The organism is Bradyrhizobium sp. SZCCHNR1098 (assembly GCF_032489375.1).
Classification (GTDB): Bacteria; Pseudomonadota; Alphaproteobacteria; order Rhizobiales; family Xanthobacteraceae; genus Bradyrhizobium.
In genome coordinates this window covers 659,574-684,796 of sequence record NZ_JAUEXY010000002.1, presented here as the reverse complement: position 1 = coordinate 684,796, position 25,223 = coordinate 659,574, and the positions used below count along the sequence as shown (strand labels likewise).

Annotated in this window: 20 protein-coding genes and 1 pseudogene; 2 read left to right on the top strand and 19 right to left on the bottom strand. The window is 64.4% G+C overall.

The window, feature by feature from the left end:
• Positions 1-458 precede the first annotated feature (458 nt).
• The 6 genes from QX135_RS07400 to QX135_RS07375 form a co-directional block, all read right to left on the bottom strand.
• Complete coding sequence (locus QX135_RS07400; RefSeq protein ID WP_316234012.1) at positions 459-1,505, bottom strand: peptidase M29; 1,047 nt, start codon at positions 1,503-1,505, stop codon at positions 459-461.
• Between the two features lie 31 nt (positions 1,506-1,536).
• Complete coding sequence (locus tag QX135_RS07395; protein WP_315812699.1) at positions 1,537-2,298, bottom strand: ABC transporter permease; 762 nt, start codon at positions 2,296-2,298, stop codon at positions 1,537-1,539.
• The gene (locus QX135_RS07390; protein ID WP_316234011.1) at positions 2,295-3,071 is read right to left on the bottom strand and encodes an ABC transporter permease; all 777 of its coding nucleotides are present in this window, start codon (positions 3,069-3,071) and stop codon (positions 2,295-2,297) included. Before QX135_RS07390 ends, QX135_RS07395 begins: the two co-directional genes overlap by 4 nt.
• On the bottom strand, positions 3,068-3,913 hold the full coding sequence (locus QX135_RS07385) for an ABC transporter ATP-binding protein (RefSeq protein WP_315757997.1): 846 nt from the start codon (positions 3,911-3,913) through the stop codon (positions 3,068-3,070). The genes QX135_RS07390 and QX135_RS07385 overlap by 4 nt, the downstream gene beginning before the upstream one ends.
• Before the next feature lie 288 nt (positions 3,914-4,201).
• A complete protein-coding gene (gene ilvD, locus QX135_RS07380) occupies positions 4,202-5,908 on the bottom strand; it encodes a dihydroxy-acid dehydratase (protein WP_316234010.1) in 1,707 nt (568 codons plus the stop codon).
• Positions 5,909-5,932: 24 nt separating this feature from the next.
• Positions 5,933-6,910: an ABC transporter substrate-binding protein gene (locus QX135_RS07375; protein WP_315741102.1), complete on the bottom strand. Its 978-nt coding sequence runs from the start codon at positions 6,908-6,910 to the stop codon at positions 5,933-5,935.
• Between the two features lie 291 nt (positions 6,911-7,201).
• Here QX135_RS07375 and QX135_RS07370 point away from each other — a divergent pair, with 291 nt between their 5' ends.
• Positions 7,202-7,552 (top strand): RidA family protein, encoded by a 351-nt coding sequence (locus QX135_RS07370; RefSeq protein WP_315741101.1) that lies wholly within the window; start codon positions 7,202-7,204, stop codon positions 7,550-7,552.
• Positions 7,553-7,572: 20 nt separating this feature from the next.
• On the opposite strand, the gene QX135_RS07365 is transcribed toward QX135_RS07370, so the two are convergent.
• The 9 genes and pseudogenes from QX135_RS07365 to QX135_RS07325 all read right to left on the bottom strand — a co-directional run bounded on the left by QX135_RS07365 (position 7,573) and on the right by QX135_RS07325 (position 18,462).
• A complete protein-coding gene (locus tag QX135_RS07365) occupies positions 7,573-7,809 on the bottom strand; it encodes a hypothetical protein (RefSeq protein ID WP_316234009.1) in 237 nt (78 codons plus the stop codon).
• Positions 7,810-7,895: 86 nt separating this feature from the next.
• Positions 7,896-9,272, bottom strand: a complete 1,377-nt coding sequence (locus QX135_RS07360) for a sigma-54 dependent transcriptional regulator (protein WP_315798902.1) — start codon at positions 9,270-9,272, stop codon at positions 7,896-7,898.
• A 12-nt stretch (positions 9,273-9,284) separates the two neighbouring features.
• Positions 9,285-11,087, bottom strand: coding sequence for an ATP-binding protein (locus tag QX135_RS07355; protein WP_316234008.1), 1,803 nt, complete (start codon positions 11,085-11,087; stop codon positions 9,285-9,287).
• Between the two features lie 155 nt (positions 11,088-11,242).
• Positions 11,243-12,565, bottom strand: a complete 1,323-nt coding sequence (locus QX135_RS07350; protein ID WP_316176758.1) for an NAD(P)/FAD-dependent oxidoreductase — start codon at positions 12,563-12,565, stop codon at positions 11,243-11,245.
• Between the two features lie 301 nt (positions 12,566-12,866).
• A complete protein-coding gene (locus QX135_RS07345) occupies positions 12,867-14,195 on the bottom strand; it encodes a dicarboxylate/amino acid:cation symporter (RefSeq protein WP_315741096.1) in 1,329 nt (442 codons plus the stop codon).
• A 581-nt stretch (positions 14,196-14,776) separates the two neighbouring features.
• Positions 14,777-15,119 (bottom strand): annotated as a pseudogene (locus tag QX135_RS07340) (methyl-accepting chemotaxis protein); the annotation flags it as partial.
• Between the two features lie 3 nt (positions 15,120-15,122).
• Entirely contained in the window at positions 15,123-16,136 is a 1,014-nt protein-coding gene (gene galE / locus QX135_RS07335) for a UDP-glucose 4-epimerase GalE (RefSeq protein ID WP_316176759.1), read from the bottom strand.
• A 133-nt stretch (positions 16,137-16,269) separates the two neighbouring features.
• Positions 16,270-17,487, bottom strand: a complete 1,218-nt coding sequence (locus QX135_RS07330) for an alpha/beta hydrolase (RefSeq protein ID WP_316176760.1) — start codon at positions 17,485-17,487, stop codon at positions 16,270-16,272.
• A 126-nt stretch (positions 17,488-17,613) separates the two neighbouring features.
• Entirely contained in the window at positions 17,614-18,462 is an 849-nt protein-coding gene (locus tag QX135_RS07325; protein WP_315798898.1) for an ABC transporter permease, read from the bottom strand.
• 130 nt (positions 18,463-18,592) lie between these two features.
• Here QX135_RS07325 and QX135_RS07320 point away from each other — a divergent pair, with 130 nt between their 5' ends.
• A complete protein-coding gene (locus QX135_RS07320; protein ID WP_316176761.1) occupies positions 18,593-19,993 on the top strand; it encodes a hypothetical protein in 1,401 nt (466 codons plus the stop codon).
• Here the strand turns inward: QX135_RS07320 and QX135_RS07315 are convergent.
• Genes QX135_RS07315 through QX135_RS07300 form a run of 4 tightly spaced genes read right to left on the bottom strand, consistent with a single transcriptional unit; the run spans position 19,952 to position 25,020 of the window.
• Positions 19,952-21,964 (bottom strand): hypothetical protein, encoded by a 2,013-nt coding sequence (locus QX135_RS07315; protein ID WP_316176762.1) that lies wholly within the window; start codon positions 21,962-21,964, stop codon positions 19,952-19,954. The genes QX135_RS07320 and QX135_RS07315 overlap by 42 nt on opposite strands.
• 2 nt (positions 21,965-21,966) lie before the next feature.
• The gene (locus QX135_RS07310) at positions 21,967-22,857 is read right to left on the bottom strand and encodes a glycosyltransferase family 2 protein (RefSeq protein ID WP_316176763.1); all 891 of its coding nucleotides are present in this window, start codon (positions 22,855-22,857) and stop codon (positions 21,967-21,969) included.
• A gap of 25 nt (positions 22,858-22,882) precedes the next feature.
• The gene (locus QX135_RS07305; RefSeq protein WP_316176764.1) at positions 22,883-23,761 is read right to left on the bottom strand and encodes a class I SAM-dependent methyltransferase; all 879 of its coding nucleotides are present in this window, start codon (positions 23,759-23,761) and stop codon (positions 22,883-22,885) included.
• Positions 23,758-25,020 carry an ABC transporter ATP-binding protein gene (locus QX135_RS07300; RefSeq protein ID WP_316186367.1) on the bottom strand — a complete coding sequence of 421 codons (1,263 nt, stop codon included), beginning with the start codon at positions 25,018-25,020 and terminating at the stop codon, positions 23,758-23,760. The genes QX135_RS07305 and QX135_RS07300 overlap by 4 nt, the downstream gene beginning before the upstream one ends.
• Positions 25,021-25,223 lie beyond the last annotated feature (203 nt).

Genomic DNA, 25,223 nt, shown 5'->3' with positions numbered 1-25,223 from the left:
ATTCCCTGCGCGATGGGCTTCACGCTTATACGCAGTCTCCCTGGTGCGCCGGGCTTGTTGGCCACCATGGCGACAATGCGCTTTAGGCGCATTGCGCTGGACACCAGCTTCGGGGTGTCAGGACGCTGCGACTTCACGTCCGCAATCGATCGTTCGTCGGCGCCCTCGCGAGAGGACGCTGCGATCTCTCGCGGCCATCGCTCCCCGCCTCGCGTGTCGTGACGATCGCGCGCAACGCCCCTCCGCAGTGAGGCGGGATGGCGAGAGAGAACCACAATTTCCGAAAAATGGCAAGTGAATTATTTTTTTCAGAACTCGCTCGACACAATTCTGCATCGCGGACGCTTCGCCATTGTGGGGCGACCTGCCCCTCATGTGACGGTGCGCTCCCCTCCCCCTTGCGGGGAGGGGAGTAGACTGCCGCCGTGGCGCCCACTCGCGAGCGACGACCCGGAGAATTACCCGAACACGTCCTGCAGCACGCCCTCCTTGATCACGGCCACACCGTCCAGCTCGATCGTGGTACCCATCATCGGCAGGTCGAAATGGCCAGCCGTGTAGCGGCCGGCGAATTCGTTGGCGCCGGTGGAGAACAGGAAATTGCCGGGGACGGCGCGCAACTCGGTGCCGTTGGTGTCGCGCTGGTCGTACATGGTCAGCGCCTCGTAACGCGCGCCGGGGTTCATGCCCCAGCCGACATGCGACACCGCATAGGCCTCGCGGTCGCCCCAGGAGGCGAGATAGGATCGCATCATCGCGGCATCGGCGCCCTCGCCTACCAAAGCGGTGACGTAGTCGTCACGCAGGGTCATCGTCACCGGTGACGTGAGATAGCGCTTGAAGGTGAGGTTGATGTCGCCGGGCGCCATCACGATGGTGCCGTTGACCGATTTGCTCCTGGGGAAGCTGACGACGATGCCGCCCGGCCAATGCGCGAGCGTGCCGGGACGGTCGGTCCAGCCCCAGACGCCGACGGTGGAGGCGCCCTCCATGATCACGTCGAGATCGGTGCCGGCCTTCGAGGTCACGCGCATCCGCTTGGTGCCGCGCAGCATCTTGGCGGCGGCGCGCACCCGCTTCTCGAGCGCCGAGTCCGGCACCATGCGCTCGAGCGCCTCGGGATGTTCGTTGGAGATCACCAGGATGCGGGCGCCGGCTTTCAGGATCTCCGGCGTCTCCACCGCATGCATCAAGCCTTCGATGGTGCAGTCGACGACGAAGCCGGCCTGCTGCAGCGCTGAGACCACCGGCCCGAGCTTGCCGATCGCCTCCGACGCACCGGTCGAGCGCACCGGCACCGGATGGCGGTTGCGCGGGGTCGGCACCACGACATGGAACGGCCGCGCGCCCATCCGCAGCAACGCCAGCTCGGCGATGTGGACGTTCAGCGCCCGGGACTGCGTCTCCGACAGGATCGCGGCGGTGTCACCCGCCTTGACGGCACAGCGCTCGAAGATCTCGCAGAATGCGTCGATCCATTTCGCCTCGATGCGATCCGCCAGCATGGTCGTTCTCCCGATTGTCGTTGTGTTGTTATCAGACTGAGGGAAAGCCGCGCAGCAGATAAGCGCGCAGGCCTTGCAGCAGGGCGTTGAGAATGAGACCCAGCAGCGAGATCGTGATCAGCGGCACGAACATGTCGACAGCCTGGAAGGTGCGCGCGGCGGTCACCAGCACGTGACCGAGCCCGTCGGTCGAGGTGATCATCTCGGCCAGGAACACGACGATGCAAGAGATCACGAGGCCGATGCGGCAGCCGGTCAGGATCGACGGCATCGCCGCCGGCAGCACCACCTTCCACAGCACGTCGCGCGGCGGCGTGCCGGCCGCGAGCGCCGACCAGATCAGCTTCTGCTCGACGGTCGTCGCGCCGTAGTAGGTCGACAGCAGGATCGGAAACAGCGCGTCCGCCGCCACCAGCATGATCTTGGATTCGTGGCCGAAGCCGAGCAGCAGCAGGAACGCCGGATAGAGCGCGACCTTCGGCAGCGGCGCCAGCACGCGCACGATCGGCTTGACGGCGGCGTTGACAGGCGGGCTCACCGCGGCGGCAATTCCAAGGGAAACACCGAGCACCACGGCGATCGCAAAGCCGGCGAACAGCCGGAACAGCGTTGCCACGATGTCCTGCTGGAAGGTGACGCTGGTGAGCTGCTGGCCCATCCGCAAAAACACCTGCCCCGGCGGCGGCAGCAGGGTCGGCGGCGCATAGCCGAACGACACCAGCCCCTGCCACAGCAGCAGGACCAGCACGATCGGCGCGGCGCCAAGGAGGATGTCGTTGGAGGTGCGCGTCATGAGAAGCTCAGCGGCATGTCGAACTGCGGCTCGGACCAGCGCACCAGCCAGCGCCTGACGACCTCGAACGCCGCATCGAGGCAGATGCCCATGGCGCCGATGATGATGATCATCGCGAACACCGTGTCGTACTGGCCCATGTCGAGCGCGTTGAACAGGATGTTGCCGGCGCCGGATTGCCGCGCGATCATCTCGCTCGTCACCATCGTGATCAGCGCCAGCACGATTCCAGTGCGGCAGCCGGTGAGGATCTCCGGAAGCGCCGCGGGCAGGACAATGCGCAGCAGGCGCTCGCCGGCCGAGAGCCCCATCGCCGCGCCCGACCACAGCATCTTCTCCTCGACCGCCTTGGCGCCCTCGAAACTGTGGTAGATCACCGGAAGGCTGACGCCAAGGAAGATCACCAGCGTCTTGGAGATGTCTCCGACGCCGAGCCACAGCATGATGATCGGCATCAGCGCCGCCTTCGGCACCGGGTAGATCAGCATCAGCAGCGGATTGAAGAAGGCGGCGGTCGACCGGCTGCGCCCCATCAGGAGCCCGAGCGGAATCGAGAACGCAAGCGCCAGTGCGAAGCCGATCGCCATCCGCCGCAGCGAGGCCAGGATGTTGATCAGGGATTCCTTGTCGGTGAGGATCGGCGGGATCGCACGCAGCGCTTCCAGCGCGGTCGGAAAGCTGTCGTTCTTCAGTCCGAGCGAGGCGAGCTGCCACGCCAGCAGCAGACCGCAGCAAGCCAGCACCGGCGCGAGCGGCTTCGACAGGCCGTTCATGACGGCAGCTCGTTGTCACCGGAATCGTCGAACATGCGCTCGATGTCGACGATGTATTTCTGGTAGCGCGGGTCCAGCAGAAGCTCCTCGCGGCGTCGAGGGCGCGGCAGGTCGATGTCGATCACCTCGCGGATGCGGCCAGGCGAGCGCGACATCATCACGACCTTGTCGGACAGGAACACGGCTTCCTCGACCGAGTGGGTCACGAACAGCACCGTCTTGCGGTCGCGCTCCCAGATGTCGAGCAGGTCGTTCTGCAGCCGCGTACGCGTATGCGCGTCGAGCGCGCCGAACGGCTCGTCCATCAGCAGCACCTCCGGCCCGTAGGCCAGCGTGCGCGCCAGCGCGACGCGCTGCTTCATGCCGCCGGAGAGCTCCTTGGGATAGAATTTCTCGAAGCCGGTGAGTCCGACCATGGCAAGCAAAGTCCGCGCGAGCGCCTCGGCCTTCGCCGGCTTCTTGCCCTGCTGCAGCGGACCATACATGACGTTGCCGAGCACGCTCTTCCAGGGAAACAGCGCGAACTCCTGGAACACCGGGCCGCGATCGGTGCCGGGACCGGTGATCGGCTTGCCCTTCATCTTCGCCGTGCCTTTGGTGGGGCTGACGAAGCCACCGACGATGTAGAGCAAGGTCGACTTGCCGCAGCCGGAGGGCCCGAGGATGGAGACGAAGGCGCCCTCGCCGACCGAAAGCGAAATGTCCGACAGCGCGGTGTGGTCGCGGCGCGACGACGTCTTGAACACCTGCGACACGCGATCGATCTCGATGATCGGCGTGGCCGCACGACGGCCGAGCGGAGTGCCCGCGAGCTGGCCGGGTCGGATCGGGGTCACGCCCATGTCGGCTTCTCTTTCCGATGCAGCACGCTTAGAGGCTCCGTGATATCAGGCATGAAGACTGCCGCAGACGATCGTTTTAAACCACATCCACCGTCATTCCGGGGCAAGGCCGAAAGGCCTTGAACCCGGAATCTCGAGATTGCCTTGCGTCATGCTCAACAAGCTCGAGATTCCGGGTTCAATCATCGAAGCGCAGCCGCTTCGCGTCTGCGCCTCGACGATTGCCCCGGAATGACGGGGACCTGGAAAGATTAGCAAGAACTCTGCCAATCGTCCCACGCGCGCCGCTCATTGCTGCTCCTGATCGAACCAGGGCCATTCGGCCGGTCCCTCATGCGTGACGGCGCCGAGCGGCGCCTGCCCGACCAATTTCGCATACTTCGCCAGCGCTCCCGCGCGGTGCCGCGGCGGCCGCTGCGTCCAGTGCTTGCGGCGCGAAGCCAGCTCAACGTCATCAAGCAGCACATCGAGCGTGCGCGCCTTCGCATCGATGCGGATCGGATCGCCGTCTTGCACCATCGCCAGCGGACCGCCGACGAAGGCTTCCGGCGAGACATAGCCGATGCACATGCCGCGGGTGGCGCCGGAGAAGCGGCCGTCGGTGATCAGCGCGACCTTCTCGCCCATGCCCTGGCCATAGATCAGCGCGGTGACGCCGAGCATCTCGCGCATCCCCGGACCGCCGACCGGACCCTCGTTGCGGATGATCAGCACCTCGCCCGCCTGATAACTGCGCGCGCGGACCGCGGCGACGCAGGCCTCCTCGTCCTCGAACACCCGCGCACGGCCCTCGAACACCAGGTTCTTGAGGCCGGCAATCTTGATGACGGCGCCGTCGGGCGCGAGGTTGCCCTTGAGGACGGCCACGCCGCCATCCGCCATGATCGGCTTGGCCGGGCTGAACACGATCTCGCCGTCCGGCGGGTTGGCCGAGCCATATTCCTCGGCCAGCGTGCGGCCGGTGACAGTGATGCAGGAGCCGTCGATGTGGCCGCTCTCGATCAGCGCGCGGATCACCACGGCGGCGCCGCCGATGTCGTAGACGTCCTTCGCCGTGTACTTGCCGCCCGGCCTGAGATTGCCGATCAGCGGCGTGCGCGCGAACACCTCACCGACATCGTCGAGGGTGAAGCGGATGCCGGCCTCATTGGCGATCGCCGGCAGATGCAGCGCGGCGTTGGTGGAGCCGCCGGTAGCCGCGACGATGGCCGCCCCGTTCTCCAGCGCCTTCCGGGTCACGATGTCGCGCGGCAGCGGGCCGCCACGCGCGAGCATCTGCATGATCATGCGTCCGGCCTGCCGCGCGACGTGCGCGCGCTCGGCATAGACGCCGGGGATCATCGAGACGTTGGGCATCGACAGGCCCGTCGCCTCCGACAGCATGCCCATGGTGTTGGCGGTGAACTGCCCGGCGCAGGCGCCGATGGTCGGCAGGCAGGTCCGCTCGATGCCTTCGAGCGTCCGTGCATCGATCTCGCCGGTCATGTAGCTGCCGACCGCTTCATACGAGTCGAGCACCGTGAGCGTCCTGCCCCGGTACTTGCCGGGCAGCGCGCTGCCGCCATAGATGAAGATCGACGGAACGTTGCAGCGGACCATGCCCATCATGACGCCGGGCAGGGTCTTGTCGCAGCCGCCGAAGCCGATCAGCGCGTCATAGGCCAGGCCATGGACCACGGCCTCGATGGAGTCGGCAATCAGCTCGCGCGAGAACAGAGAGAACTTCATCCCCTCATGGTTCATGCTGATGCCGTCGGAGACCGAGACGGTGGCGAATTCCCGCGGCGTGCCGCCAGCTTCGGAGACGCCCGTCTTCGCCGCATCGACCTGGAAATCGTGCGTCATGTTGCAGGGCGTCTGCTCGCCCTTCTGGCTAACGACGCCGATCATCGGCTTGGCGATGTCGGCATCGTCCAGCCCCATCGCGCGCATGAAGGCCCGGTGCGGAGCGCGATCGAGCCCTTCCACCGTCACACGCGATCGCAGCTTCCTCATCGACAAGGCTCCGCGTGAAGCCGCCTACTGGATCGGCGCGACGATCGTGGGATGCTTGAACTGGGCGACGTCGAGCTTCGGCAGCATGCCGGTCTCGGCGTAGATGTCGAGCATCTTCTGGATCGCCGGGAAGTTCGGCGCGGCCACCGGATCGCGGCCAAAATCATTGTCCTTCAGCAGATAGGTGTCGATCACGGCGACCGGCGCCTTCATGACCTCCGACACCACCTTCAAGGTCTCGTCGCGATTGGCGAGCGCCTTCTTCATGCCGGCGGTGATGTCGCGGACATAGGCCTTCACCAGCTCCGGGTTCTTGTCGACGAAATCGGCGCGACAGGCCTCGAGGATGTGGACGATGTTCGGCATCGCCTCGGACAGCGAGAACAGCTTGCGGGTGCCGCCCTTGGCCTCGGCGCGCGCGGCAAAGGGTTGATTCATGTTGACGGCGTCGACGCGGCCCTGGCGCAGCGCATCCTCCGACACCGCGAAACCGACCTCGACCAGCTTGATGTCCTTGGCGGGATCGAGCCCGGCCTGCTTCAGCAGCATGTTGAACGGCCCTTGCGTGCCGCCGCCGATCACGGAAATGCCGACCGTCTTGCCCTTGAGATCGGCGATGGTCTTGATCGGGGAATCGTCCTTGACCGCCCAGTAGACCGAGAAGCCGCCCGGCTTCTCATAAACGTGCTGGGCGACGATGTAGGCCTTGAGGCCGCCGCCGACGACGCCGTTCGCCAGTGACAGCGGCGCTTGCGTGGCACAGTCGAGCGCGCCGGCGGCGAGCGCCTGCGTCATCGGTGCCGTTCCCTGGAACTGGGTCCATTCGATGTTGTAGGTCTTGCCGAGATCCGGAAATTCGGTCGGCCGCTTCATCATCCAGTATTTGGATTCTTCCGCCGGGATGGTCCAGCCGACGCGGATCGTCTGCTGTGCGAATGTCGGCCCCGCGCTCGTCACCAAAGCCATCGCCGCGAGTGCCGCCAGCATCAACCGTTTCCGCATCACGCCCCTCCGCCCTTTCAAAAAGGAACCTCGCGGAGAATGTTTCATGTCTCAAATATCTGTGCAAGCGCGGAAAACGCTCCGCCTTTGCCTGCCCCATGGGCAAGCCCGCTTTGCAGCGCGACAAGGCCGGGTCATCGTGAAACGCCCCGCGGTCCGTGTGCCGCGGCGCGGTCGACAACGCAAGGTCGCATGCTCCAAGCTGGCGAAAGTGGCCGTTCAGCCGACTGGCGTCGCCGCGTCGCACGCGCTAGGGAGAAGCCCCGAATTGACCTTTTGAGGAGTTCTTCGATGTCGATCCAGCGTTTCGAAATTGGCCCGCGCATGAGCCAGGTCGTGGTTCACGGCAATACCGTCTATCTCGCGGGAGTCGTCGCGCAGAAGACGGCCGGTGAAAGCGTCACCAAGCAGACCGAGGAGATTCTCTCGATCATCGACGGCCACCTCGCCAAGGCCGGCACCGACAAGTCGAAGCTGTTGTCCGCGACGATCTACCTCACCGACATCAAGACCTTCGGCGAAATGAACGCCGTGTGGGATGGCTGGGTCTCGGCCGGCAATACCCCGGCGCGCGCCACGGTCGAAGCCAAGCTGGCTGCGCCGCAATACACCGTCGAGATCATGGTGATCGCGGCGAAGTAGGCGCGCTGGGTCGCCGCGCACTAGTCAGTGTCGCGGCGACCAGTATTGCGATTGAGCGGACCACGCCGCTCGCGCATGAGCCCTTCCGGAAGCACCGGCTCGGTGCCGGGCAACGGCTCGGCCCGCACGTCGGCGCCCCACTGCTCCTGCTGGCGGGGCGCCGTTTTGTCCTTGACCTGGTGCGACTGCGGCAGACCGTCCTTGCTAACGGGGTCGTAGGCGCCGGAGCGCAGGTCGCGGGTGTCTCTGCCTGTCATGATCTTTCAACAAGCGGTGTCCAGCATTCGTTCCTGATCGCCGGCATGGAACAGATGCCCTCCTGCCGCCGCAGGACCAGCCACGGTCAGGACTGCGGCCGCAGCGGCGCGCCCTCGCGGATGCCGTCGACCTTCACGGCCAGCCGTTTGATCTTGTCGTAAAGCGTCTGCTTCGGAATGCTCAGCAGCGCCGCAGTCGCCGGCACGTCGCCGAGCTTGCGGCGCAACGCATCCTCGATGATCGAGCGCTCGATGTTCTCCAGCTGCCGTGGCAGCGACAGCTCCGAGGCCGCGGCGCCCGAGCGGTCGAGGACCTTGCGGTCGAGCACACCGAGCACGAAGCGGTCGGCGACGTTGCGCAGCTCGCGCACGTTGCCCGGCCATGAGTAGCCGAGCAGCAGCGACATGGTCTGCTCATTCACGATCGGCGCGTCGCGCTCGAACCGCTTGGCAGCCTCGAGGGTGAAGTGCTCGAACAGGATCGGGATATCCTCGCGGCGTTCGCGCAACGGAGGCAGCTCGATAAACGCGACGCCGAGACGATAATACAGATCGGCGCGGAACAGCTTCTGCTCGCTGAGCTCGAACAGATTGGCCTTGCTGGCCGCCACCACGCGGCAATCCACCGCCACAGGCTTGTTGGAGCCGACGCGCTCGACCGAGCGGTCCTGCAACGCCCGCAGCAGCTTCACCTGCACGCTGAGCGGCATGCTCTCGATTTCGTCGAGGAACAGCGTGCCGCCATGGGCATATTCGATCTTGCCGATCCGCTGCTTGGTCGCGCCGGTGAAGGCGCCGGCCTCGTGGCCGAACAATTCGCTCTCGACCAGCGACTCCGGCAGGCCGCCGCAATTCACCGCGACATAGTTGCCGCCGCGCCGGGCGCTGTGAGCGTGCAGGCAGCGGGCGACGACGTCCTTGCCGGTGCCGGTCTCGCCATAGATCGTCACGTCGACATTGGTCGAGGCCAGGGTCGAGACCAGGCGGCGCACCTCCTGGATCTGCGGCGAACGCCCGAGCAGGCTCGCCTCGATGCCCTGGCGGTCGGCGAGCGCCGAGCGCAGCGCGCGGACTTCGAGCGTCAGGCGGCGCTTGTCGAGCGCGCGGCGCACGACGGAGACGAGTTGCTCCGACGAGCACGGCTTCTCGATAAAGTCATAGGCGCCGTTGCGCATCGCTTCCACGGCCATCGAGATATCGCCGTGTCCGGTGACCAGGATGACCGGCAGGTCCGGATCGAGCCGGTGCAGCTCGGACAGCCACTCGGTGCCGCTCTTGCCGCGCAGCCGCACGTCGGAGACCACCACGAACGGCATGTCGGCGCGAACGGTCGTGCCTGCGGCTTCGGCGGAGGCGAACGGCGTGACCGAGAGCCCGGCCAGCTGCAGCGCCTGGACGGCGCCGATGCGGACATCCTCGTCGTCCTCGACATAGATCACGCCGACCGGTTGCTCAGGAGTCATGCGGGAACCTCTTCAATCGGCAAGCGGCAGCAGCACAATGAACTCGGCGCCGGACGGCTCGAGATTCCGCGCCCGCAGCTCGCCGCCGAACGACCGCGCGATGTGATTGGCGATCACGAGCCCAAGTCCGAGCCCCTTGCCGGCCGGCTTGGTCGTCACGAAGGGCTCGAACAGGCGCGGCAGGACATCGGCGGCGATCGCCGGGCCGCTGTTGGCGATGGTGATGCGGCACTGCCCCTCCTCACGCACGGCGCGGATGTGGATGGACTTCCGCGCGGCGCCCTCGACGGCATCGAGCGCGTTGGCGATGATGTTGCAGAGCAGTTGCTCGAGCCGGATCTGATCGGCCCTGACATGAAGCTCGGGCGCGAGATCGATGGTGACGTCGACATTGCCGTCCTTCACCCGCGCGCCGAGGATCTTGAGCGTCTCGGACAGCGCCTGCTCGACCGAGACGGCATCGAGCGGCGCGTTCGATTTGTAGGCGAACACGCGCAGCTGGCCGGTCAGCCGCGCCAGACGGCGGACCAACTCGCCGATGCGGATGAGATTGCCGCGGGCCTCGCCGATCATGCCGCGATCGACGAATTGCACGGCATTGTCGGAGGCGGTCTGCAGCGCCGCCAGCGGCTGGTTGATCTCGTGCACCATGCCGGCCGACATCTGGCCGAGCACGGCGAGCTTGCCGGCATGGACGAGTTCGTCCTGCGCGGCGCGCAATTCGGCGGTGCGCTCCTGCACCCGCATTTCCAGCCTGTCATTGGCGGCCTGCAGCGCGGCCTGGCTCGCCAGCCGCTGCCGGATCTCGCGGCGTCGCTGCGCCAGCAGGCCGAACGCCAGCAGCGCCACGATGCTGGCGAGACCCGAGAGCGTGCCGATGATCAAGGCCGTCCGCCGGATCGGCGCCTCGTCGTCGAGCAGCAGCAGCTGCCATTGTCGCCCGTTGAGCGGACGCTCGTCGACGCTGTAGACCGCGCCGCGCTCGGTCGCGACCTGGCCGCCGCGATCGGTCCTCTCCATGAAGCTCCAGCCGAGCGGCGCGAGGCTGGAGCTGCCATAGGGCTTGGACGTCGCGATCTCCTCGAGCGCGTCGACCGAGAGCGGCGTCAACGGGCGGAAACGCCATTCCTCGCGCGAGGCGAGAATGGTGACGCCGCGGGCGTCGACCAGCAGCATGTCGGCACCGCGGTTGCGCCATTCGCGCTCGAAGGCATCGAGATTGACCTTGACGACGGCGACGCCGATGGTCCGTCCCTCTTGCTTGACGGCATAGGACAGGTAATAGCCGGCGCGCGCGCTGGTGATACCGATGCCGAAGAACACGCCGCGGCCGGTCGCCAGCGCTTGGCGCATATAGGGGCGGTAGGACAGGTTGCTGCCGACCGGCGTCCCCGGCTGATCGAAGTCGGCGGCGGCGATCGCATCACCGGCGACGGTGAGGACATAGAGGTTGTCGGCGCCGGCCAGCAGATTGATCGACTTCAGATGCAGGCTGACGCTCTGCTGCAGCGCGCGATCGTCCGGCGTGCCGAGCAGCCGGAAGACATCGGGCGAGGTCTCCAGCAGCGAGGGCAGATATTCGAAGCGCGAGAGGTAGCCGTCGAGCTGCGCGGCCTCGACCGCCAGCCGCTGCTGGGCCGCGGCGTGCCGCTGATCGAGCCCGCGGGAAAAGGCAATGGCATAGCCGAGCCATGCCGCGACGCCGACCAGCGCAGCCGCCATCACTCCGCGAGCGACCCAGCCCGCGCGCCTGCCGACCACCGCGGTGACGTCGAGATGTCCCTCGATGCCGATCCGGAATGGAAGGTCCGTCATTCCCTTTTCCAGGCCCATCACGTTCCAGGCCCATCACTTCCCAGGCCCGTGTACCGGGCCGCGGCTGCCGTATCCGTAATTGTGCTGCAAGTCTAAGGTCTTGCCGGGCAATAGGCGACAACAAAATCGGCCGGGCCGACGCCAAGGCGCCCTCGTCAGTGCAGCTTGACGTGCGGCTCGGTGCGGCGGGTGATCAGGCGCGCCAGCGTGTCCAGCGACACCTTCGCGAGCCCGTGCAGCGCGTATTCGTGCATCTTGTAGAGCGACAGATACATCATCCGCGCGAACAGGCCTTCGAACACCAGATTGCCGCCGACCAGCGCGCCCATCATCGAGCCGACCGTGCTGAACTCGCCGAGTGACACCAGCGAGCCGAAATCGTGATAGCGGTAGTCCGCCAGCGGCTCGCCTCTGACGAAGCGCGGAATCTGCTTGTAGAGATGCGACGCCTGCTGATGTGCCGCCTGCGCCCGCGGCGGCACGTTGCCGCGCTCGCCCCAGGAGCAGGCCGAGCAGTCGCCGATCGCGAAGACGCGCTCGTCGCGCGTGGTCTGCAGGGTCTGCCTGACCACGAGCTGGTTGATGCGGTTGGTCTCCAGGCCCGCAATGTCCTTCAGGAAGTCGGGCGCCTTGACGCCCGCGGCCCAGACGATCAGCTCGGCCGGGATGACACGGCCGTCGACAAGGCTGACCTTGTCGGCGCCGACCTCGGCGACCTTGGCGCCAACCAGGACCTCGACGCCGAGCTTTGCGAGCAGCTTCTCGGTCTCGCGCGAGACCCGCTCGGGCAATGCCGGCAACACCCGGCCCGCGGCCTCGATCAGCGTGATCCTGATGTCCTTCTCGGCGTCGACCTGGTCGAGACCATAGGCCACCACCTCGCGCGTCGTGCGATGCAGCTCCGCGGCCAATTCGACGCCGGTCGCACCGGCGCCGATAATCGCGACCTTGAGCTGGTGCGGCGCGATCGGCGACGACTGCGAATGGACGCGGATGCAGGCGTTGATCATGCGCTCGTGGAAGCGCCTGGCGTCGCGCTGCGATTCCAGCTTGATGGCGTGGTCGACGACGCCGGGCGTGCCGAAATCGTTGTTCTGGCTGCCGATGGAAATGACGAGCACGTCATAGGGGATGGTCCGCTGCGGCGTGACCTCGCGCCCCTCGGCGTCGAGGTAGGGCGCCACCAGCACCTCGCGCTTGTCGCGATCGAGGCCGATCATGTCGCCGATGCGGTAGTGAAAGCCGTGCCAATAGGCCTGGGCGAGATAGTCGACCTCGTGCGCGGAGATGTCCATGCTGCCGGCCGCGATCTCGTGCAGCTTCGGCTTCCAGACATGGGTGCGGTTGCGCTCGACCAGCGTGACGTCGAGCTTGCCCTTGCGGCCGTATCTGTCTCCGAGCCGGGTCGCGAGCTCCAAGCCGCCGGCGCCACCGCCGACGATCACGATGCGAGGAACACCAGACTGCGCAACGGCCATCATCCAATCTCCCCGAGGGTGACCGCGGCGCGACGGAATGACTGCGATGTCACTCCGGCTGCGTCATCACTTCGGCACCGCCGCCCCAGCCAGCGCGACCATGTTCACGATACGCCGTATCGTCGCGATGGTCAGACCATGCCGGCCTTGCGGCACCAGGCAGGATGCCTCCACGGTAAACCCCTGCCCGCCGCCACCTTAGCAGATTATCCGAGATGTTGGCGGCATCGCGATTGGGCAGGGCCGCGGCCGGCGCTACCGACGCTGGAATGCGACAGCAGCGCCCACCGCGACCGCAGGCCTATCCCGTGGTGACTGCGACTTCGACATCGGCGGGATCGATATCGCGATCGAGCGCGATGCGCAGCTTGTCGCGATCGAGCTCGCCTTCCCACCACGCCACGATCACGCAGGCGACGCCGTTGCCGCACAGATTGGTCAGTGCGCGGCACTCGCTCATGAACTTGTCGATGCCGAGCACGATCGCCATGCCCGGAACGAGCTCCGGCCGCACAGCCGCAAGCGTTCCGGCCAGGGTGATGAAGCCGGCGCCGGTGATGCCCGAGGCGCCCTTCGAGGTCAGCATCGCGACCAGCAGGATCGTGATCTGCTCGCCGAAGGAGAGGTGAACGTTCATCGCCTGCGCGATGAACAGCGTCGCCAGCGTCATGTAGATGTTAGTGCCGTCGAGATTGAACGAGTAGCCGGTCGGAACCACCAGGCCGACGACCGGCTTGGAACAGCCGAGCCGCTCCAGCTTCTCCATCATCTGCGGCAGCGCGCTCTCGGATGACGAGGTGCCGAGCACGATCAGCAGCTCGTCCTTGATGTATTTGAGGAACTTGAAGATCGAGAATCCGGCGATGCGGGCGATGATGCCGAGCACGATCACGACGAAAGCGAGTGACGTGAGATAGAAGGTCGCGATCAGGCCGGCGAGGTTGCCGAGCGCCTGCGGCCCGTAGCGACCGATGGTGAAGGCCATGGCGCCGAAGGCACCGATCGGAGCGGCCTTCACCACGAGGGCGATGACGCCGAAGATCGCGTGCGCGGCGTCGTCGATGAAGGCGCGCATCGTATGGCCGCGCTCACCGAGCGTCATCAGGGCGATGCCGAACAGGATCGAGAACAGCAGCACCTGCAGGATATCGCCCTGCGCGAACGCTCCGACCACCGTGTCCGGGATGATGTGAAGCACGAAGTCGACCGACTTCATCTCGCTCGCCTGCTTGGCGTAGTTGGCGACGGCGGCGGTGCCGGCGTTGCTCTGGCCCTGGAACCCTGCCCCCGGCTGAATGAAATTGCCGACGATGAGCCCGAGCGCAAGCGCGAAGGTCGAGACGATCTCGAAATAGATCAGCGCCTTGACGGCAACGCGCCCGACCTTCTTCACCTCGGAGACGTGCGCGATTCCCGACACGACGGTGCAGAAGATGACCGGCGCGATCACCATCTTGATCAGCTTGACGAAGCCGTCGCCCAGCGCCTTGATCCATTCGTTCTTGCCGAGCTCGGGCCAGAGCCAGCCGACGATGACACCGAGCACGATCGCGAACAGGACCTGCACATAGAGGACCCGGTAGAACGGCTTCTGCGGTGGTGCCGCGGCCGCTGTGGTGGTTGCAGACATCGTATCTTCTCTCCCTGATCTTACTCGGTCTATCTCTCTGGTCTGCCTATGACCCGCTTCCGCGCCGGCTCCATTGCATGCCGGAGCAACGTCATGCGTCCGGACGCGGGCCGGGCCGGGGGGCGGACCCGCGAAGCTGCGCAGGCGGAATCGCCTGTCGCCGGGTCTCAGGTGAGGGATGGGCTGTGGGCTGGCATCCGGACGTCCCTCGCATCTGTTGTTCTGGAGCTGGCGCTCGTTTGGCGGCTCACTAAGCAGCAATCGTGCCAGCGGCGCGGCGCAGCATGGGGCGCCTGCATGTCCTTCAGTTTGCTACGATTTGTGAACCATCACGCGGCGGGCGGTCAAGGCACAGCGCGCGGTTTGTCTGGACTTCCGGAATTTTGCCATCGCAGGCACCCGAAACATCGGACGTACCGGCGACATGGTCCCACGGGCGATATCCAGCCCTGCCTGTCGGGCGCTCGACCTGGCTGGGGCGGGAGGGATCGAACCTCCGAATGGCGGGATCAAAAGCTACGGGCGTCCGCTGTAAATCAACGCCAATTCTGAATTTGGCGCAGATTCTAGCCCTATTACCCGGCGGACAGAACCTGGGATGTGGCGGTTCCGGCATCGACTGCGCCACGCTGTCCATCCGCAATGTTGGCCGAGACCAACTGCGTTCTCGCGCCCGCGTGCTGGATATTACGCGAGATATCCTGCGTGACAGCGCCCTGCTGCTCCACGGCCGATGCGATCGTCGACGAAATCTCCTGCAGCTTCTCGATCGTGATGCCGATCTCGCGGACGGCACCGACCGATTGCTGGGGGGGGGGCGGACTGGATGCTCGAGAGCTGCTGGCCGATCTCGCCGGTGGGCCGCGTCGTTCGCGACTTTGACATGGCCGGCAGCCGGAAAGAAGGACGCACGGCGGCTCCCCTTGGTCAAAGCTCGCGGACCCGGCGAGGATGCGCCTTCGTATGCCATGCCCAGGCTGACCTGATGATCGTATGCAGGTCCGATCGCAATGGGCGGAACTGGAGATCGTCGTTGGCAGCTGTGGGGTCCGCCACCAACGTGGACGGGTCACCGGGGCGACGATCCTTCATCGTTGTGGGCGGCGCAGAACCGGTTTCCCGCTCAATGGCGTGCAACACCTCTTTGACCGAATAACCCTTGCCGGTTCCGAGATTGAACGCTCGTCCGACAATTTTCCTTTCGTTTCTCATCAAGGCATGGATCGCCCTCACATGCGCATCTGCCAAATCGCTGACATGAATGTAGTCCCGGACTGCCGATCCATCGGGAGTATCGTAATCATCCCCGTAGACGGCGAACTCATCCAGGTGTCCCTGAATGACCATCAGCGCCCGCGGAATCAGATGAGTTTCGGGGTCCCGAAGTTCGCCGATGAGCCCGCAATCATCTGCCCCGCAAGCATTGAAATAGCGCAACCGAATCGCGTTGAACCCATATGAAGCCTCGAAGTCCCCGATGATCTGCTCGGCCATCCATTTCGATCTGCCGTATGGATTTACGGCATGCCCTGCTTGGGCTTCTCTGATGGGCATCAGAGGTACTTCGCCATAGACTGCGCCGGTGCTCGAAAAAACAATGCTGGAGCATCCGGCCTTGCGCATGGAGTCGAGCAGCGTCAGCGTGCCGACCACGTTGTTACGATAATAAATGTGAGGATGCGATACAGACTCACCCACCAGGCTCGATGCCGCCAAATGAATAACGGCCTGGATCTCAAACTCCCTCAGCGCTGCAACGAGGCTCCGTTCGTCCAGGATGTCCCCCGTAACAAGAGGTCCCCAGTTCACAAACGATCGATGGCCGATTGCAAGGTTGTCGTAGCAGACAGGCTCAAATCCAGCTTCCCTAACTGCCTTGCAACAATGTGACCCGATGTATCCGGCTCCGCCCGTAACAAGAATCCGCCGCCCAGCACCCATGCAAGAACTCGCTTTCTTCAGCCGCAACCTTCCCGCCTCGCAACCTCAACCAATGCGATCAAATATCGATACGACACCTTTCGATCGATACCATGGGTTATCGTTGTGGTCGACCGGCTTGCTCGAGTCCCGCTCATTCGGGTGACGGTCTCCAACGTGCTGCAGTCGTCGTAGCGATCCACTCAAGGCAACGATCCGGCCAGTTTGCGACCTCGCCGCCATGAATTCCGAGGCCAAAGCCATGGCCGCCGTGATCACAGATCATGGCCTCCACAGGCACGGCCGCCGCGCGCAGCGCCTCAAGATAGACGAAGCTATTCTCTGGCTTGGCGACGGTGTCGTCCCGAGCGTGAACGACAAATGTCGGACAGACGCCTGGCGTGACGGCCCGCTCAAACGAGTAACGTCCGGCCACGGCATCGGATGGAGACTTCCCGAGCAGGGCCTTGCGTGATCCAGCATGGGTAATGGCTCGATCCATTGAGATGACGGGGTAGACCAGGATGGCAAAGGCCGGCGATCCCGCCGACCGCGAGGCCCATGCCACCATATGCCCGCCGGCCGAGAAGCCCATGGCGCCGATCCGATCGGAGCGGATCCCCCACACCGTCGCATGGGCGCGCGTTACCGCCAGCGCTTCGTCGAGATCGGCCATCGGCAACGGCAGGGCGGTGTCCGCCCGATCCGATTGCGGCAGCCGGTATTTCAGGACAAGGCCGGCGATGCCCCGCGCCGCCAGCCAGCGCGCGACGTCATGACCTTCCTTGTCGATGGTGACGCTGGCATAGCCGCCGCCCGGACAGATGACGATCGCCGTTCCGGTCGCGATCCGCCGCTCGGGGAGGAACACCGTCAAGGTCGGCCGGCCGACGACGCGCACCGACCGGTCGGGACGACTGACGCCACGCTCTTCGATCCGATCGGCCATCGCCGATCCGCCGTTCCTGGTGCCCAGCGCCAACTCGATCGGCAGCCGCCCGTCGCCCGTCGTCGTCCACGACGATCCCATCTGCAGGACCCCGCGCAGAACATGCTCGACGCCCTCGATGGCTGGCAGCGCCAACGTCTTGGCTGAAGACGCCGCTGCATCCAAGCCCACAGCGGCACAGCGGCCACGAACCAGCCGCACGAGGCGCGCAATGCCGGGTTGGGGACTGTCCGTCACGACGGGAATGCCGAACAGGACGCCCATAACGGCGCCCCAGTTCGCACCGCGCGACGACGGCGCGTAGAGAGCCGCGGGCCGACGGCTACGCAACTGCCAAGCCAGCCGCATCAGGCCGGAGAACCGCGTGAGTCCGGCCGGCCAGAGTTCCGGCGCAAACCAAGTGGGATCGAAGCCGTCGCGCAAGGTGGCGGCTCGCGCCAGCGATGCCGCGTCGGCATCGTCGAACAGAATTGCCAATCGAAACGGTGTGGGCGCCTTCATCGCCCCGGCCGAAGCGCACGTTGTGCTGTTCATCGCGTCCGCAGACCGTCAGACCACGTCGGCGAAGCCGCGCTTCGTGCGCATGAAGAAGGCATAGCCAGCGACAGCGACAACGACGCCAGCGGCGAACATCGCGCCCAGCCTCCCCCATTCCGGCGCAAGCCCCAGCACGGCGACCTTGCGCGCATCATCGACCAGCGCGGCAATCGGATTGAGATCGAACAACCATCGGAATTCCGGGGGGACACTGCTCAGCGAATAGAAGATCGCGCTGGCAAACATGAGCACTGTCAGCAACAATGGCACCATCGCGTTGAGATCCCTGACAAACACGCCGAGACTGGACAGCAGCCAGCTAAAGCCCAATGCAAAGCAGATCAACGGCGCGACCACGAGCGGAAGCAGCGTCGCCGTCGCCGGAACCGTACCGTGCGCCAGCAGGACGCCACAGAAGAATGGGACGAAGCTGACGATCATCTGCACGAGCGCGGCCGCCACGGCCGACAGCGACAGAATCTCCAGCGGGAAAACCACCTTGGTGACGAAGTTAGGTTTCGAGACGACCAGAGCGGGCGAGCGTCCGACCGCCTCGGCGAAGAAATCGAATAGGATCAGCCCGCAGAACATCGAGAGCACGAAGTCCAGCTTGCCCGCGCCACCGCCGAGTTGCGGCTGCAGGATGAAGCCGAAGACGACCACATAGACAGTCAGCATCCCCAGCGGCCGCAACAGCGACCAGACAACGCCCAGATACGAGCCGCGGTAGCGCGCCAGAATATCGCGCAAGGTAAACTGCCGAAGCAGCGTGCCGTGCGCGACCAGTCTGCGCACGATTTCCCACGGCAACAGCAGTTGCGGCCAGGAAAAATGATCTCGCGATTGCTGCACGGCCGCCATGTTACGTCGCCCCCGCTACGAAACCATAAGTATCAACAAGTTTGACAGTAGCGCCAAACGAGTGCAAGCAAATAGCTGAATTTCGCAAGCCGACAGCGACGATTCCGCATCCTTCTCAGGCACAGCGCTCATGACGACCGGGCATCAGGATCGCTTTCCGCCTTGGGCTCTGGCGCTCTTGACCTTCGTCGGATCAGCGCTGATCGCGTTGCCCTCGTTTCCCGGACGGATGAATGCCGATGCGCTCGACCTGTATGGCCAGGCACTCGGCGACCGCTTTCACGACTGGCACGCTCCTCTCGTGGCCTGGCTGTGGAGAACGATCGGCGCCTCTCCGGCCCTGGTCGCGGGGCATACCACGCTGATCGTCTTCGCGATCGTTTATGCGGTCGTCCTCACCTTACGCGCCAATGGCCTTTCGTCGCCGGCGGCGTTGCTGGCCGCGTTCGGATTCGCGTTGTTCCCACCCGTACTCAACCACCTCGTTGCGGTCTCGAAGGACACCTGGGTGGCCGCGCTATTCGTCGCGACCTTCGCGATGTCCTCAGCGGCCGCGCCAGCCAGGCTCGTCCACACGCGCGCAGCCCTGATTGCGCTCGCACCATCGATACGCCCGGAGACCGTTCTCCTGCTGCCGCTGTTCATTTGGGGCGAGTACGTCCTGGCCGGACGAAAATTGCTCCCGGCCGCCCGCTTCGCCGGGGTCTTGCTCCTCACCGCCGCCGCGCTAGGCCTGTTCGTCGCAAAAGTCGTCAAGCCTGAAGCCCGGCATGCCGAGGGCGGGATCTTTCTGTTCGACCTCGCCGGCATTTCGATCCGGACCGATCAGCTCTTGCTGACTCCCGCGAGCTTTCCCGCCAACGATCTTGCTGTGCTGCAGCGGCACTACTGGAGCGACAGCCTGTCTCCGATCGCATGGGCGAATCCCGAAAGCGAAATGGTGCGGTTCGTCGTCGGCGACGACTTGGCAGAACTGCGTCGCCGCTGGGAGAGCGCCGTTGTGGCCTATCCGCTCGCATATCTCGACACCCGCAGCGTCATCGTGCGCGAGTACCTGCGCGGGCATTGGACGTACCATCCCGGCATCGATTCAAATCCTCGTATTCACCTCTTTTGGCCGAAGGCGAACGGAATGGTGAATGCCTATCTCGATGCCGCGCCTCAATGGCTCTCCAGCCATTGGCTGCCGATGATCGGAGCCGTCGTCCTTCTGGCGGCCATAGTGCGGCTGAAGCTGCATCGGCGTCGACCCGAGTGGATGGTCTATCTGGTCGTGGCTATCGCCTATCAGGTCATGCTGCTTCCCCTCATCGTCGTGCCGGATTATCGGTTCGGATATGCGGGCGTGATCCTGTTCTTCCTGATCCTTGGGTTGACGTCGCGCGATCTCGCGCTGATGGAACGAGCGCGGACTGTGGGCGATGACCATGGGACCAAGGCGGAGGGCGTCGCCGGCGGGTTGGCCGCGCCGGCGTCGACGTCCGCGGGATTACCGGGTCAGAAGCCAATAAACCGCGCGCTGCACCGGTGAGCCGCGACGATTGCGGCCGGCGTGCCAATAATCGTGCCGGAGCACCCATCGGAACGACTGCGGTCGCGCCAGCATCCGCAGACTGTGCGGATAGGCCAGCAGTCGTCTTGCGTATACGGCACCGAATCCTTCTCCGTGCGGAATATCGCCGACATGACGCGCCTCGGCTTCGGTCGGATACTGCAGGAAGCGCTTCAATTGCGCCGCCGCCGCGTCCTTGGACAAGGCGAGGTCCGGAAACCGGACCTTCAGCGCCAGATAGTCGTCGACGAATTGCATCGCCCCTTGTTGCATGCGCACGATACTCTCGACCCTGTAGGGCTCGAGATCGGTGGACGCCCTAACGGGAAGATAGTTGCCGTCGGCGTCGCGCTCCATACGAACGATCGTGCCCTCCGTCGCCGAAAACAACAATTCGACGACTTCGACCCCCTCCCAGATCAAGCGCCGGTAGTCGTCCGGTTCGCCCCGCCGGAAAAGATAGGCGTCGTGGGGATATTTCTCGTCGGGCAGAACGATCTCGTGCGCGAACCCATATGTGCCGAGGTAGAGTCCGGTAATCTCCGGGCAATCCCCCCTCTCGCGCAGCATATCGGTGATCGACCGCTGCATCGTACCATGCCACCCGACGTCGATCAGGCCAACGCGGCGGCCCCCCACCAGACCGGAAGCGCTCAAATAGTCCAGCAGAACCTCACGTTCCTCGCGCGCGTTCTCGCAGATCGGTCCTGCAAGCCCGAGGAACAATTGCCGCAGGCGTCCATAGTCCGCCTCCGTCTTGACCTCGTGGTCGGGGCCGCTAAATCCAGCCGCACCGAAAGCTCCCTCATGTTTGCGCCAGTCGACGCCAGCGCGCTCGATGAATTGCGCCGCTGTAAGCACCGATGTCCCGCCCGACAGAAACCGGATGACATCCTCATTGAGGTCCTTGATCGCCGCCACGTTAAGCGCACGCCTCGAACCATAAAGATAGTGCGTCTCTTTGACCGCTCCATCTGTCGCGGCGGCCAGCTTGTCATAGACCTGCTGCATCACGAGCCCTTCACGGGCCAGGAAATACAGGGCGTCCAAGCGGCGCGCCTTAGCTTGCTCAATCAACCATTCCGTGAAGCCGACAAACAGCGGACCGGCCGTTACATAGCCGAAATCCTCCCAAAAGCTCTCCTCGCGCGAGACCGGCACGGCGTTCCGCCTTGCATGAGTGATCCGGTTGGCGATCAGCCCCTGCGCGACCGACCTTGCCGCAGATGCAGGCTCCGATGTCTTCCACACCTTCGAGGCGCGATGAGAGCTCATATATGCGTCCATGCAGCGCCGGTAATGCCAGGTCGACATTCCATGCTTCCGTCCCATCTCGATATCCGCGCGGACGTTGTCGCCGATGTGGAGCCAGCGCTGACCTTCACCGGGCAGGCGCGCTCGCGCTTCGGCATGGAGCTCGCCGGTTGACTTCGTCTTCTTCGAGACCGACGAAACCAGCAGGGCTTCATGGCCGTCGTAGCCCGCATTCCGCAGCAGATCGGCGATCACGTGCTCCGGAAGGTACGAATCGGAGATGAAGGCGATTCGCTTGCCGCGATCGCGGCACCAGCGATAGGCATCATGAATGAACGGATTGCGCCGGCAGACGTCGAGCTCCGCCTCGATCTCCATTTGAGCAACGGCCTTAGACAACTCCGAATCGATAGCCAGGGACTCGGAAAGGGTGCCGTAGATTTCGTCCAACGTGACTTCCCGGGCACGATGGCTTTGCCAGGCGCGTTCGCGCGCCAACCGCTCCGCATCGCGCCGCGCCGCCGCGAACTGAATTGAATCTGCGCCGAGCCTGCGGCGCACAGCCGGCTCCATCAACAGAAAGAGATCATCGGGCTCCGCCAACGCGCGAAGAATCGACGTATCGAAGACGTCGAATGAAACGACGTCGGCGTCATCAAGTCTGGATCGGAGTTCCGCGTCCATGTCGCTTTGCATGCTCAATCGTATTTTCTTCGGCGAAAGACGCGATGAAGAAAGCCCTTGTCCTGGCGCCGTTTTCGAAGCCACGCCTCCAATAGAAACATCTGCCACGAAATATTGGCCAGGGTGCCGATCCCGGTGCGTCCGCTATTCAGTTCCTGACGAAGCCATTCGTTGCGGAGGAAGACGCTGTAGTTCTCATGCTGGTGGCTCTGATCGACGACCGAATTGCTGTATTCGACCGCGCCTGCCGGCAAACGATGGTGATAATAGGCCAGGCATTCGCACAGCACTCCGATCTCGAAGGATTGCAGGAATCGGACATTGAATTCCCAGTCACCCAGAACCGGAAGATCCTCCCGGAATGGGCCGATCTTCACCAGCGCATCTCTCCTGAACAGGAACGAGATCGGCGGGAACATGTTTTGCGCCAGCATGCGAAACAAATGCACCCCCTTTACCCAGGAATTGAAATCGTGTCGTTGCACGGTCTCGATCCGGTCCTCCCTTATGGATTCGACGACTCTCTCCGTGTGGGTGATCACGCCGGCCAGTTTCGGAAACGTCGCATTCGCCTCCATATAGGCCACAGTCTTACTGAGGAAGTCCGGTCGCCATGCGTCATCATCGTCGTGAATAACGATATAGCGGCTGGATGTCGCTTCAACGCCTTGATTTGACGCGGCTTCCATGCCGCGCGATGTATTATTGTGGATGACGTGGCAACGACCTGCATAGCGACCCGCGCGCTGGGCTATCAGTCCGTCGACCGTGGCAGGATCGCCGCCGTCGTTGACCACGACGTGAATCCAATCCTCGAAGCTCTGGCCCAACACGCTGTCCAGGGCGCGCGGCAACAGCAACGGACGGTTCCTGGTCCGCGTGATCACCGCAACAGTGTCATCCATCTGCCGATATCCCCAATCCATCCCGTCAATCTCCGTCGGAGCGACGAACGATGCCGATCGCGCGCAACCATGCAGAAGGCTGCCGTCTTTCCAGTTCGCCGACGCGCTGTTTGAATCTCTCGCTTTCCTGCCACCAGCGGTCGGTCTGCTCCCTCTGCCATTGCAAGTCGATGGCGGCGCGGTAGCGCTCGACGAGCCATTCGCCGCGGTAGAGATAGCCGCGAATCTTGTCCGGCACGCCTTCCGCGAGCCCGGCGCGGTACCAGCGTTCGCCCTTGGGAAAGAGGATGCCGAGCCCCCACCGGTTCAGGAATTCGAAGTGTGGATGGCGCTGCTTGATCTCTGCCCAGAAACGGGCGGACTCGTAGCCCGATGACGGCGCGATATCGTGCATCAGGACGATTCCGTCCGGGGCAAGCTTTGGCAACCAGGTGGTGAAATCGCTGCGAACCGCATCATAGGTGTGCAGGCCGTCGATATGCAGCAGATCGATCGAATCGTCGTCGAACGCTTCCGTCGCCTGATCAAAGCGGGCGCGATGCAGCACAAAGCGATCATCGGCGAACGAGCCAGCCATCGTCTTCGCGGCCGTCTCGTACACTTCGCCGCCGTAGTGGCCGCAGTGCTCGTCGCCTTCCCACGTATCGATGCCGACGACCCGGCTCGGCAGATCGCGATCTTTGACCGCCTGGCAGAAGGCAAAATAGGAGCAGCCGTAGTGAACGCCGAGTTCGACGATCAGACGCGGCCGCGAAAAGCCGACAAGATCATACGCGAAGTCGCGGTGCCCCTGCCAGGGGGATATCGCGAGCTGCGGGTTCAGGACATCCGACTCGTAAGCTGGTTCGCTGACGACCCAGACTGGTTGCTGCGACAAGTCGGCGGAATGCTCGGGCTCGATCATACGCCACACCGGATTGATGGAGGCGCTGCCGAACCGGGGGCTGGCCAGGCCGTGGAACCGCCAAGCGGGACAATGTCGAGCTTCGTTATCGGGTTGTTGAAGATGCCGTGGATCGCCCGACCAGGACTGATGGCGTTGAGCTTGACGACGCTATGAGCCCAGCATTGGACGACGTGCCGCAGCGGATCCGTCCCCTCGCCAATGCCGACCGTGAGGGTGTAGTCGCCCGGCTGGATTTCCGGCCAGACAAATTCGAGCCGCACCAGGTGTTCGCCGGGATCGAGTGCGACGACGCCGCGGGCGAGGCTACAACTGTTCTCGCCGCAGATCTGATTGCCGTGACGGTCGCTGAGCAGATAGCCGACGATCACGTGCGTCTTCGTTGCGGCGCACCCCAGCAACAGATCGACGCTGATCCGGTCCCCCGCCTGAACCGTACCGGCCGGAGCAAGATCAGGTTTGGTGACGGCGACCCGCCTGATCAGAACGTCCCCCGCCCCGCTCAATTGCGACGATTTGAGATCAATCCATGGCAGCCGCTCGAACCTGTTCGCGTCCATGTCCGCGCCCGGCGCGGAGCGTCTGCCCAGCGCTGCGGAGCCGGCGTCCGCCACGGAACGGTCGCGTCCGTCGGAGACGCGGTGCGACATCCTGATGTAGAAATCGACTGCATCCCTGGAGCTTCCGGCGAAGACGATTTCGCCGCGGTCGAGCACATAGGCGTATTCGGTCACGCTGCGGATCGCCTGGAGGTCGTGCGTGACGAAGACCTTGGTGACATCGGCCATCGCCTCCCTCATGTGGCGGATGCATTTCTGCTGGAAGAAGATGTCGCCGACGCTCAGCGCCTCATCAACCAGCAGCACCTCCGGCTTGAGACAGGCGGAGGTGGCGAACGCCAGACGGACGGTCATGCCGCTGGAATAGGTCTTGGTCGGTTGGTCGATGAAGTCGCCGATGTCCGCAAACGCGGCGATTTCGTCGAATTTCGCGTCGGTTTGCCGCCGGCTCATACCGCGGATGGCCGCATTCAGATAGACATTCTCACGCCCCGAAAAGTCCGGATCGAAGCCGCTGCCAAGCTCGAGCATGGCGGCAATGCTGCCGACGACGGCGATCTCGCCCTGGCTCGGCGTCAGCGTCCCAGCGAGCAGCTGCAAGAGCGTGCTCTTACCTGAACCATTGCGGCCGATGATGCCGACACTGGCGCCGCGCCGCACCTCGAGCGAGACGTCATGCAGGGCGTAGTAGTTGCGCACGGCGCCATGCGACAATCGCTCGCAGGTGTCTCGCACCGCGGCCGGCAGGAACGGCAGTTGGCCAAGCCGCCCGAGCATCGGCCCATGTAGGCGCGCCGCCGGCGACGACCAGACCGTATAGGCTTTGGAGACGTTCTCGACTTTGATGGCGAGTGATGGCATCTGCGCAGACTGCGGACGAAGGCCATGCCATCAAACATCAA